9 protein-coding genes and 1 pseudogene are annotated in these 12,157 nt (G+C 48.0%); 5 read left to right on the top strand and 5 right to left on the bottom strand.

Annotation, left to right across the window (positions count from 1 at the left end):
• A partial coding sequence (locus tag M3661_RS15570; protein WP_251486566.1) for a hypothetical protein occupies positions 1-185 on the top strand: 185 nt, incomplete at its 5' end.
• Here the strand turns inward: M3661_RS15570 and M3661_RS15565 are convergent.
• From M3661_RS15565 to M3661_RS15555, 3 genes and pseudogenes are all read right to left on the bottom strand, one after another.
• Positions 157-2,139 carry an LTA synthase family protein gene (locus M3661_RS15565; RefSeq protein WP_251486563.1) on the bottom strand — a complete coding sequence of 661 codons (1,983 nt, stop codon included), beginning with the start codon at positions 2,137-2,139 and terminating at the stop codon, positions 157-159. The genes M3661_RS15570 and M3661_RS15565 overlap by 29 nt on opposite strands.
• A 299-nt stretch (positions 2,140-2,438) precedes the next feature.
• Positions 2,439-3,625 (bottom strand): annotated as a pseudogene (locus M3661_RS15560) (IS110 family RNA-guided transposase).
• A gap of 305 nt (positions 3,626-3,930) precedes the next feature.
• Positions 3,931-5,091: a THUMP domain-containing class I SAM-dependent RNA methyltransferase gene (locus M3661_RS15555; protein ID WP_251486558.1), complete on the bottom strand. Its 1,161-nt coding sequence runs from the start codon at positions 5,089-5,091 to the stop codon at positions 3,931-3,933.
• Positions 5,092-5,173: 82 nt separating this feature from the next.
• Between M3661_RS15555 and M3661_RS15550 the strand changes: the two genes are divergently transcribed.
• The 3 genes from M3661_RS15550 to M3661_RS15540 all read left to right on the top strand — a co-directional run bounded on the left by M3661_RS15550 (position 5,174) and on the right by M3661_RS15540 (position 8,686).
• Entirely contained in the window at positions 5,174-5,809 is a 636-nt protein-coding gene (locus M3661_RS15550) for an O-methyltransferase (RefSeq protein WP_065293626.1), read from the top strand.
• A 113-nt stretch (positions 5,810-5,922) separates the two neighbouring features.
• Positions 5,923-7,269 (top strand): sodium-dependent transporter, encoded by a 1,347-nt coding sequence (locus M3661_RS15545; protein ID WP_251486541.1) that lies wholly within the window; start codon positions 5,923-5,925, stop codon positions 7,267-7,269.
• 76 nt (positions 7,270-7,345) lie between these two features.
• A complete protein-coding gene (locus tag M3661_RS15540) occupies positions 7,346-8,686 on the top strand; it encodes a sodium-dependent transporter (RefSeq protein WP_021253272.1) in 1,341 nt (446 codons plus the stop codon).
• A gap of 76 nt (positions 8,687-8,762) precedes the next feature.
• On the opposite strand, the gene M3661_RS15535 is transcribed toward M3661_RS15540, so the two are convergent.
• Complete coding sequence (locus M3661_RS15535; protein WP_251486532.1) at positions 8,763-9,536, bottom strand: Cof-type HAD-IIB family hydrolase; 774 nt, start codon at positions 9,534-9,536, stop codon at positions 8,763-8,765.
• Positions 9,537-9,779: 243 nt separating this feature from the next.
• On the opposite strand from M3661_RS15535, the gene M3661_RS15530 reads away from it, so the two are divergent.
• Positions 9,780-10,769 carry a LacI family DNA-binding transcriptional regulator gene (locus M3661_RS15530; RefSeq protein ID WP_251486516.1) on the top strand — a complete coding sequence of 330 codons (990 nt, stop codon included), beginning with the start codon at positions 9,780-9,782 and terminating at the stop codon, positions 10,767-10,769.
• Between the two features lie 144 nt (positions 10,770-10,913).
• Here M3661_RS15530 and M3661_RS15525 read toward each other — a convergent pair whose 3' ends face one another.
• Positions 10,914-12,125: an MFS transporter gene (locus M3661_RS15525; RefSeq protein WP_251486513.1), complete on the bottom strand. Its 1,212-nt coding sequence runs from the start codon at positions 12,123-12,125 to the stop codon at positions 10,914-10,916.
• Positions 12,126-12,157: the final 32 nt, after the last annotated feature.

The following is a 12,157-nucleotide window of genomic DNA, read 5'->3' as shown; positions in this document are numbered from 1 at the left end:
ACCGCTGTACGACATGTAATTTTACTTCTAATGATACTGGACTTCTTTTAGACATTAGAAAAACTCCCATCATTGTAGCAGTAGAAGTTTTGTTTTTCCTACTGTCTACTATGATGGGAGCATATCATGATGCAGCGGCTCTTTTCGTTGTTTATTTTATTTCTTGCGTTCACGCAATTGTTTAATTGCGTTGTTCATAATGACCTGATCTGAGATGTGAAGTCGGTTCTGCGCTTCTGCCGCGAATGGCTGGCACGCAGCTACATCAGTTGGCTGGCGTGTCCCATAATCATAGCAGGTACCGTGTTCGAGCAGTCCGTCAGCAGACGGTACATAATATATATTGCCGTTTGTGAATGAGCCATTACGGAAGACGACTAAGCGATTTGCTGAGTTCAGCAGATTTTGCCCCATGAGGTGCTTATCGCTTGCATCGATTCCGAGCCAATGCAAGAGCGTCGGCTCAACATCTAGCTGACCGCTCACGGTATCATAGGTACCTGCATTTGCTCCATCAGGCAAGTGCACGATAAGTGGCACTTGGTTTTTCATTTCAAGCATATCGAAATCACTGATCTCATGTCCAAGCATGCGAGCAAGCGGTTCGCGATCTTCAATCGAATTATCATGATCCCCGTACATCATCCAAATTGTCTTATCCCATAGACCGCGCTGCTTCAAATCTTCAATCATTTCGCCCAGTGCTGCATCTACGTAATGGATAGCCTGCAAATAGTCGCCAAAGATCGTGTCCTGATATGGCTCGACATTCAGCTCCTGTTTATCTGCTGGCAGCTTGTACGGATGATGGCTGGTCAGCGTAATAAGGAAGCTATAGAATGGAGATTTGCCGTCAGCCATGTGCGCTACGGATTGGTGCAGGAATGACTTATCACCAAGTGACCACCCAAGCGGCTCGTCTATCTTATAATCGGTACGGCTCATAAAGGTGTCGTACCCCATATTGCTGTACATAATATATCGATTCCAGAACCCCGCATCATAGGCATGATACGCACCAGTGGAATATCCTGACGATTTCAGAATAGATGGCAGCGAATCATACGTTTGATCTGGATAACGGATAAAGACAGACCCGGTTGGCAATGGGTGAAGGCTTGCGTTCACTCCAAAGTCTGCATCTGATGTCCGTCCTTGTCCGGTTTGATGGGAGAAACGATTGAAGTACATGCTTTCCTTCAGCAGCTTGTTCAAATTCGGTGTAATCTCTTGTCCGTTGAAGGACTTGCCGATGACAAAATTCTCAAAAGCTTCTGCCTGCACAATAATGACATTGCTGCCCTTATATTTGCCGAAGGAGGCAGGAGGCCCTTGCAGCTTCGCACGGTGGTCGTCGAACCACATCTGAGCCTTATTCAATTCTTCTTCGCTTAGCTTATTTCCGCCGAACCATTTCAGTTCAGCATAGCGGTATATATCATAGCCGTGAAATCCGAACAGCCCGGTAATGTTGTAAATGGAGGCATTCCACCAATTGCTCGAGAAGACGCCGGATGCCCATGTAGTCGTTGCTTGATGTATCGGCACAGCCATCATTAATGCGCCTATGACAAGGCTAAGAATATAGGTGATTAAGCGACTCACCCATGCCGGTCGACGGCGTCGTTCACTGCTAAGCGAGTATCCACTCCGATGTTCCCGGCGTTCCTTGGACAGTACTCTGAAATACATGATCGTCAATGGGATAACGATGATCCAATCGATGAATAGCCAGATGTCCCCGATATGGATCAAGGATGCGATACTGTCGCCAAGTGAACTAACTTGTCCAGCTTGCAGCAGCACAGGTACTGTGATGAAGTCTTGAAAATAACGAAAGTATACCAAGTCCGAAAAGATAAGAATTGTAAGTAGTACATTGAGCACAAGCAGTACCATTGTACGCCAGCGCTTCGACAGCCAGAACGTCCATCCGGCGATAAGGATAACAGCGCCTAGTGCGACGAAAAAGTCGGGTGTGGTCATCGTCATATAGGGAATCGATAGCGTTCGATCGAACCAAAACAGCTTCCACATCATGAAGATAATGAACCATACCATATCGAATCGTCCGAATATGGACGAGAAAGAAAGACGACGGCTTGAGTTGTGATACGAGCCATACATAGACGAATTCATACTTCCATCCTTTCTGTACTTTTACTTATTCAAACAATCTTCATCATACCAGATTTTACGATAATGTAATAATTGAAAAAGAAGGTACCTGTTACAGTAGTGGACTTCGTTTATATGTTTACCAATTATTTAAAAATGGAGGTATTTCCGTCAACGTTTTCTATCCGATGGATTCGATAAAAAACCAGCTAATGTTTGTCAAGCTATCCCTTGGTTATTTAATGAATTACTGATATACTGGTTTTTAAGCATGGCAAAAAAACTCCATTGCCGTGGAGTTTTTTAGAATTGAATAAGTTTTATGTTTGGTAAGGCTGGCCTCTATTCAAGATAGCGTAAATGTGATGCAATAGCTTGTTGGCGCAAGCGATCACTGTTACCTTATAGGGCTTGCCTTCTTTCTTTTTCGCTCATAGTACGATGCTAACCGTCTGTTATTTCCTTGCCGAAGTCCACACTGCACCGCTAGATATAACGATCTACGCAGACGTTTTGACCCGCGCTTCGTTATTCGGTTACTGCTAGCTGTAAATTTTCCTGAACTATGCACACTCGGATCTAGTCCCGCATAAGCTACCAGCTGCTTAGCATGTCTAAACTGCTTTATATCTCCTATCTCCGCCACTATAGCCGCTGCAAGCTTTTCTCCAATCCCAGGAATGGATTTCAATAAATCCACTTCTGGTAGCTGAACAGATATCTCCTCCATTTGCTGTTCTAACTGCTTCAATTGGGCTTGAAGTGTTAGAAGCAGCGTAATCATCCCTTTCAGCGCTTCCGTTTGAGAAGGACTTGTCCTCTCTTCCTTCCACTTGCCTAATATCTCTTCTATTCGTATCGACTTCTCTCTTATCCAGCTTTGACTGCGAGATCTTCCAGCATATTTTATTAGGACTTTCTCTATAATCTCCGCCTTATCCATTTGTCCTTGCAGACAGCTCTGCAACACTTGTAGTGATGTAGCCGAGTACAGGTCACTAAACACTCCTTCATAAGCTGGAATTACTTGATCTAACAGTGCCCTAGTGTTGAGTTTGGCTTGCACATATAACGATGTAACAAACTCATGCTGGCGGGTAGCGTGTTGAAGTTCCATGTATGACTCATCCCAGATTCGGTGTGGCAAAGCATCTCCTCTGTAAAACATTTCGGCCAAGCTCCATGCATCTGCCTCATCGGTCTTTACCTTACGAAGCCCCATTCCTTTTGCTCGCTTGGACTGTAGCGGATTAAGAATAATATGACGAATGTCCTTCTGAATCAGGTAACAAACGACCCCTCGGTGATAATGCCCCGTAGCCTCCATAATAACTACCGGCTCCGCTCCTGTCCTTGTTTTTAATTCTGCACACAAAACGCTAAGCCACTCAAACCCTTGCTCGTTATGATAAATCTGTTTCGCTTTTCCATAGGGTTCATTTCTCCCTAAAAAGGCTTGAATGACACTGCTTCCTTTTGATACATCCATTCCTATTACCGGTTCCATAATACCCTCCTTAATGATACTCGCCGGCACTCCCACGATGGCTCCAAACCCATAGCTTCGCATGTGATACGGGATCTTCAATGTCCCAACCAGCTCAAACATGGTCATTGGGGGTGGTGGGAGAACAGTTTTTATTCCGGGGTTTTCCCCCTAAAAGCCGCACGTTCTCCCGGCTACCGCCATCTTAATACACCTACAAAAATAGGCCAACCAGAAATTCTGGCTGACCTAATAATACGAAAAGCCGCCCCATCCTAATCGAGTGATGTACAACTCGATTGGATAGAGGCGGCCTCCGATTAAAATTAAGACTGTTGCTCCGGACGCGGCTTGCGTGGTGGGAGCGGGCCCATGTATTGATAAAACTGGCATTCGATATTGCCGTTGAACAGCTTGCGGCGCTTCGTTGCTGGATCGCCGATTCGATGTTCGAACTGGCGGTTTGGACTGATGACGAACATCGACCATGTCGGAAGCGTCTTATAGACGAAGCCGAGCTGGCGGATCATGCGGTCGACTTCCTCCTGCTCACTTAATCGTTCCCCGTACGGCGGGTTCGTCAATATGACGCCGTAATCTCCGGTAGGCTTAGCCTGTGCAACTGGTGCAACACGGAACTGGATCTCACGACCGAAGCCTGCGCTCTTCGCTGCTGCTTCAGCTAGGCGAATCGCTTCTGGATCAATGTCAGAGCCCATGATCTGCAGTTCAATATCGTCCCGTACAGCATCGAATGCTTCATCTCGTGCTTCTTCCCAGTATGATTCGCCGATGACGGACCATGCTTCACTGGAGAAGGAGCGGCGAAGTCCGGGAGCTACATTCCACCCAATCATAGCTGCCTCGATGAGCAGTGTGCCGGAGCCGCAGAATGGGTCATACAGCGGCCGCTCTGGATTCCAGCGGCTAAGCTGAACAAGTGCAGCGGCCATTGTTTCTTTGAGCGGGGCTTTCCCAGTCAGCTGCTTGCGATACCCACGCTTATGGAGTCCAGCCCCTGTTGTGTCTAATGTAATGGTAGCGATATCGTTAAGCAGGGATACCTCAATCCGGTATAACGGCCCTGTTTCCTCAAACCACTCAATATGGTACTGTTGCTTTAATTTATCAACAACCGCCTTCTTCACGATGCCTTGGCAGGCAGGCACACTGGACAGCTGGGATTTGTGTGAGCGTCCATCAACCGGGAATTCGCCGTGAGCCGGAATCCAATCATGCCAGTCAATGGCCTTGGTTCCTTCAAATAGCTCATCGAAGGTGCGGGCAGGGAATTGTCCCATCTTAATTAGTATGCGATCCGCGGAGCGCAGCCATAAATTGGCGCGGCACACATCCAGCGGGCCGCCAGTGAAATTGACGCGTCCGTTCTCGGTTTGGGTTTCATATCCTAGTTGCTGCAATTCGCGTGCGACGACGGATTCAAGCCCCATCGGCGTAGTTGCGATTAACGACCAAGGTCGATTCATTGTTCTCATTCAACTCCGTTTTCTCGTCTGACTTGTACTCATATGGCATTCATCATATCATAAAAAGCAGGAGGTTGTGAAAATGTCTAATGAAGCGGTTGAAACGTATTTGGAACAGCTCTATAAGAAGGATCATGAATTAGAGAAGATTAAGGAAAATATTCGGCAACATGGCTTGCCTGATATATCCGTACACGAAGGGTACGGAAGATTGCTGACCATGCTTGTAAGTATGTCAGGGGGCAAGGATGTACTGGAGATTGGAGCCCTAGGCGGTTATAGCGGCTGCTGTCTGCTTCGCGGAATGCCGTCAGACGGCAAGCTGGTATCGCTTGAATTGCGTCAGGATTATGCGGATATTGCCAAGAACAACTTGACAGAAGCGGGATATGGAAGTCAAGTGGAATATAGAGTCGGTGAAGCGATGAACGCCTTGGCTGAGCTAGAGAAGGAGCAGGCAAGATTTGACTTCTTCTTTATTGATGCGGACAAAGGGAACTACCCGAACTACTTGGAGTATGCGATACGGCTGGCTAGACCGGGCGCCATTATTGCAGGAGATAACTTGATGCTGCGTGGACGCACCCTCGATGAATCCAAGCAAGGGCCAGCTGTACAGGCTATGCGTCTCTTCAATGAGAGAATTGCTCAGGATGAACGCCTGATCAGCACGCTGCTACCTGCCTATGACGGCTTGGCGCTCGCGATTGTTCGATAACCGTAATTTGGTGTATGAATTCCGCAGCCGAAGCCCTAAAATCATGCGTGAAGCCGTTCCTTCTTATGTTATAATATGTGACGGCAACTCGACAATGAAGGATGGATCATGATATGAAATCGGGAGAACAATGGACGTCCAAGCTTGGATTCATACTGGCTTCTGCTGGAGCCGCTATTGGTCTCGGGGCAATATGGAAGTTTCCAAATGTAGTCGCAACGAGCGGCGGCGGAGCCTTCTTTCTTGTATTTATCTTGTTTACATTCGGTATCGGTCTTCCGCTGCTCCTTGCCGAATTTTTTATCGGTCGAGGAACAGGCAAGGAAGCCGTGTCCGCTTATCGGGATCTGGCGCCGAACAGCCGTTGGCACTGGATCGGATATCTCGGGATGGCAACATGCTCGCTGCTGCTCTCCTTTTATAGTGTAGTAGGCGGGTGGATTGTACTTTATTTTCTTCGTTCAATTAGCGGGACATTGCTGGAGAACGGACGTGATTATGGGCAGTTATTCTCGCAAACCTCAGCAAATCCTTGGTTTGCGGTGCTGTCACAGGGCGCCTTTATGCTGTTGACGATAATCGTCGTGTCCAAAGGGGTTACGGCGGGCATCGAGCGTGCAAGCCGTATATTAATGCCAGGATTGTTCGTGTTGTTCCTGGTGCTGATAGTGCGTTCCTTGACGCTGCCAGGAATGTATGAAGGTATTGTATACTTTTTGAAGCCTGACTTTAGCAAGCTGTCCTCGGAAGCGCTGCTGAATGCACTGGGGCAGTCGTTCTTCTGCTTGAGCGTAGGCGGCTCTTGTATGGTGACCTACAGCTCCTATTTGAAGAAGGGGGAATCGCTTGGCAAGCCTGCACTGTCTGTCGTTGGCTTAAATGTGATGACCTCATTCATGGCGGGAATCGCCATCTTCCCTGCATTGTTCGCGTTGGGGATGAAGCCAGTGGACGGGCCTGGGTTGCTGTTCGTGACTTTGCCAAATGTATTTGAGCAGCTTCCGTACGGCAGTGTATTTATAGCGGTTTTCCTCGCTCTGTTCCTGTTCGCAACACTAACATCAGCGTTCTCGCTGCTTGAGATCGTTGTCGCTGCCTTCTCGCATCATGATGCGGTACGTAGAAAGCGAATGTGCTGGTTGTTTGGCATGATTATTTTCGTGCTCGGCGTGCCATCCGCACTGTCGTTCGGAATAGGCAGCGAGCTGACATGGTTGAACAAGAATGTATTCGAGTGGGCAGACTTTGCGGTAACGAATGTGATGCTTCCACTAGGGGTACTGCTTATTTCCTTATTTGTCGGCTTCCGATACCCTCGGGAGCGATTGAAGGAAGAATGGAGCACAATGCCATCAATGTGGCATAAGGGTCTAATGTTATATGTAGTGCTGCTGCGCTACGTTCTGCCAATTATCGTAGGTATTGTGTTTTTGCACGGAATGAATTGGCTTCCGTTCTAAGGTTCAACAATCACAGATTAGGCAACAAGCAAGTTGAGATGATGACAACGAGAAAGAACGGTTGCAGGAGGAATTCATGAAGGGTAATGAGCAATGGACTTCGAAGATTGGATTTATATTGGCCTCGGCGGGATCGGCCATTGGCCTCGGAGCGATATGGAAGTTCCCGAATGTCGTCGCCACTAGCGGTGGCGGGGCATTTTTACTTCTGTTTCTTATTTTTACATTAGGCATTGGCTTGCCGCTGCTCATTGCAGAATTTGTGATCGGTCGTGGAACAGGCAAGGAAGCAATCGGTGCATATAAAGAAATTGCGCCGGGCACGCGTTGGCATTGGACAGGATATTTAGGGATGGGAACTTGTTTCCTGCTGCTCTCCTTCTACAGTGTGGTAGGAGGCTGGATTCTACTGTATTTGGCCCGTGGTATTGTAGGGGGACTGCTCGTAGAAGGCAGAAATTATGATGAGCTGTTTGCGCAGACAGTCTCCAATCCATGGACTGCAGTCATGGCGCAGCTATCCTTCATGCTGATTACGATTGTCGTCGTCGGTCAAGGGATTAAGTCAGGCATTGAGCGAGCAAGCCGCATCTTGATGCCAGGACTGTTCATTCTATTTCTTGTCCTTATTCTTCGATCGCTGACACTTCCGGGTATGACTGAAGGGCTTGAGTACTTCCTTATGCCAGACTTCAGCAAGCTGACCGGACAAGCTATTCTGAATGCGCTCGGACAGTCCTTCTTCTGCCTCAGTGTCGGTGTATCTGTTATGGTCACATACAGCTCTTACCTGAACAAGAAGGAGTCGTTGGTGAAATCTGCGACGTCTGTCGTTAGCTTGAACGTGTTGACTTCGATTATGGCGGGAATCGCGATTTTCCCAGCGTTGTTCGCATTGGGTATGAAGCCGCAGGAAGGTCCAGGTTTGCTGTTTGGCACGCTTCCAGCACTGTTCGAGCAAATGCCTTACGGCGGAATTTTTATTACGTTATTCTTGGCGCTATTCTTATTCGCGGCATTGACTTCCGCATTTTCGATGTTGGAAATCTTGGTGTCGGGCTTCTCGCGCGGGAATAAAATCAATCGGAAACGGCTAAGTGTGCTGTTCGGTATCTTGATCTTTTTGGCTGGTGTACCTTCTGCGTTGTCCTTCGGCGTACTATCCGAAGTTCAGCTATTCGGCTTGACGATCTTCGAAGCTGCTGACTACGCAGTAACGAATATCTTGATGCCGCTCGGCGTACTGCTAATCGCATTATTCGTCGGCTATCGATTCCCTAAGGATCGGTTGAAGGAGGAGTTCCGTACAGAAGCAGCATGGTGGCAGAAGGGGCTTGCCCTATATGTGATGCTGCTGCGTTATGTCATTCCGATAGTCATTCTGCTCGTATTCTTGAACCTGCTGAACATTATATAAGAAATCATAGTAACGTAAGAACAGAACGAACAACCCTCCAGCATGCAGGCCGGAGGGTTGTTCGTTCATATATGTGCTAAATGAGACCAATTGCTTGCAGACCATTCCGAATTCCGTCTTCATTATTTGAGGATGTCACATAATTAGCATGCATCTGAATATCATCGGATGCGTTCCCCATCGCCACACCAGTGCCAACGAATTGTAGCATTTCAATATCGTTCGTGCCGTCGCCAAAAGCATAGCAATGCTCCCGAGAAAATCCGGCATGCTCGATCATCTTTTGCAGCCCAACAGCTTTTGTTGTATCGGCATGTAGAAAGTCTACTGCGTTGGTGCCCCAGCGATGCTGCTGATAATCAGGGAAGTGTGCGGCGTATTCCATTCCATCCTGCTCATTGCAGAATAGTAAGATTTGATAAACGGGCTTATTCGAATCACTGACCTGCCGAACTGGCAGTCGCTCAATTTGGAACTGCTTCAGTGCCTCGATAAATGTATTCTGCATCATGGACTTCTGCATGGCATCTGCCTGCAAGTAGACGAGAGGATGGTTGCGCTCGTCAGCCATTGTGGTTAAGCGGTCAACTTCAGCAGCTGGAATCGGATTATCATGGATAACCTGTCCTTCAAAGACGACATACTGTCCGTTCATGGACACGAAGGATTGGATATTGAGCTCCTCGCATACCCACTTGAAGGATGCAGGACAGCGGCCGGTTGCAATCGCTGTATATATGCCGGACTGCTGGAGCTGCGTGATAGCCTGCTTCGTAGAAGGATCGATCCGCTTCTGTTCATTCAATAATGTTCCGTCTATGTCAAAAAATACGATACTTCTTGTCATCATTTATCTCTCCTTCTTCATGCTGCTCGGCTGCGAGCCGTTCTGCCGTAACGCCCTCTTCCATGAGACGAAGCAATGCTGTACGTGCTTCATCACACGCATCGGTTACGCCAGCAGATAACGGCTACAGCTATAACGTAACAGATGAAATGCATTTCATAGCAAGCTTTTTTTACTTTTTTTCAGACAACGGTTACCATGCGTTATAATAAAGAGTGCGATGGATGAATGAGGGGGATTACGTATATGGCGAATATTAAGCAGATTGCGGAGCTATCGGGGGTATCCGTCACCACGGTATCCCGTGTATTGAACAATCATCCCTATGTGAGTCAGGAGAAGCGTGAGGCCGTCATGCAGGTGGTCGAGCAGCTTGATTACAGTCAAAATTTCAATGCGGTTCATCTAGTCAAAGGGAGAACACAGATGATTGGCATCCTGCTTCCGTGCATGGATATGCCTTTTTTCTCCAGTTTCATGACGGGATTGGCAGATGAAGCGCTGAAACATAAATATAACCTCGTATTTTTTCAAACGGATTATAACGAGGAAGAAGAGCTGCGCGCGCTTCATATGTTGAAGCGTAGACAAATTGACGGACTGATTATTGTATCGAAGGATTTATCATGGGATACGATTGAGGAGTACGCACACTATGGGCCGATTGTGTCGTTAGAGCATGCTGGCAATCGCCCGATCACCTCGATCAGCTTCGATTACTATGGAAGCTACAGCTATGCCATGCGCTATCTAATCGATAAAGGTCATCGACATATCGGGATATCAGTCTGTAGGGAGTATAGCTACAATAGTTCAATCCGCTTGCAGGCCTATATGGATGCCCTGCGGGATGTTGGTGTAACACCTGATGAGGATTGGATGTTCTATCGAAGCAGTAATATACAGCATGGGGCTGAGGTACTGCAGAGGTGGATTGCCATGGATAATCGTCCGACCGCTATTATTGCTTCTGGCGATGAAGTTGCGGCTGGGATTATATTGGAGGGAAGGAAGCGGGACATCTATGTACCGGAACATCTGTCCCTGATAAGCTGTGAGAACTTCCCTATGGCGGCAGTAATCGGCGTAACTTCGATTGATTATCGCAACGAAGAGGCTGGTGCTGCCATGTTCAAGGCTTGCTATACCCGCATAATGCAGCCAGAAGCGATGCCAGAGCAGCATATTATGCGTTTTGAGTTCGTAGAGCGAAGCTCGGTGGCGAGTCTAATATAGAACAAGACCCAGGGCATCCCTGGGTCTTGTTGGCGATATTCTCGTTATGTCTGAAGCCTATTGAGGTAACTGGCATGCTGCTGTGACCTATTCTTGAACTGCTTATGAACTACTACTCAAATGGAACAACGTGCTTCGCTAACACTACGGACGGACTTGTGCACGTGTACTGCTGTACAACGAGAAGCGAGTCCACACAGTATTGATAAGCAATAACGCTCCCGACATAATAAAGATTCCCTCTATCCCGATCACGCCGGAGACCAATCCTCCGACGATTGGCCCAACCATATTGCCTAGTGCTAGTGTACTGCTGTTGAAGCTGTAAGCTCGGCTTTCCATTCCGTCTGGCGTATATTTGCGAATAAGCGAGTTGACGGAAGGGAGAAGACCTCCCATAAATATGCCAAGCACGAATCGTACGGCAGCAAGCTGCCATACTTGATTGACGAATGCCTGAGGGATTAAGGAGCAGGCTGCACCAATAAGACAGACGGTCAAGATGCGATGCGACCCAATCCTATCACTAAGCTTCCCGATTATCGGCGAGCATATCATATTGGATAGCCCGGTAACCGCACTGACTATGCCCGCAAGCAGCGCAAGATCTTTCTGTGACCCATGCAGCTCTTGTACATAGAGCGGAAGCAGCGACATCGGGCTGAGCATTGCAAATTGAAGTAGGAAGGTTACAGCCAATAACGACTTCAATTGCGGGATGCGAGCCAATTCCTTGAAGCCCTCGAGTACAGACTTTTCGGCTGCGTCGGTCGCCTTCTCGCGGTCGAATGATTCCTTCACCATGAACATCGTCAGCAAGGTCGCGAGGAAGAGCAAGGTGCCTGTAATGTAGAAGATAGGGCGATATCCGACCCAATCGGCTAGAACGCCGCCAATCAGTGGACCCAAGATAGATCCGGCAACGACGCCGGATTGAAGCACACCCATCGCGAAGCCCATTCGTTCCTTCGGTGTCGTTGACGATACGAGGGCAACGGCGGCAGGGTTGAACCCGGAAATGGTTCCGTTCAGCATGCGCAGCAGCAGGAGGTGCCAAGGTGTCTGCGCTAGCCCCATTAACGCGGTTATTGCCGCCATTCCGAATCCAGAGCGGAGCAGCATTACTTTACGACCGTACTTGTCGGCAAATTTCCCCCAGATTGGCTGGAAGATGAATGAAGTGAAGAAGTTCGCAGCAAATATAAAACCCGACCAGAGTGCGATTTGATGGGTATCGGTTAGCCCGATATCATGCTGCAAATATAGAGCGAGAAACGGTGTTACCATGGTCATTCCCGCCATGGCAAGAAATGAACCGAACCATAAAATGATGAGATTTAGTTTCCATTGCTGCATATATCCTGTTCACCACTTTCTTAGGTCACGGT

Origin of the sequence: Paenibacillus sp. MER 180 (assembly GCF_023713665.1) — a bacterium.
Classification (GTDB): Bacteria; Bacillota; Bacilli; order Paenibacillales; family Paenibacillaceae; genus Paenibacillus_B; species Paenibacillus_B suaedae.
The sequence above is the reverse complement of the archived record's forward strand: the minus strand, read 5'-3'. Positions and strand labels throughout refer to the sequence as shown.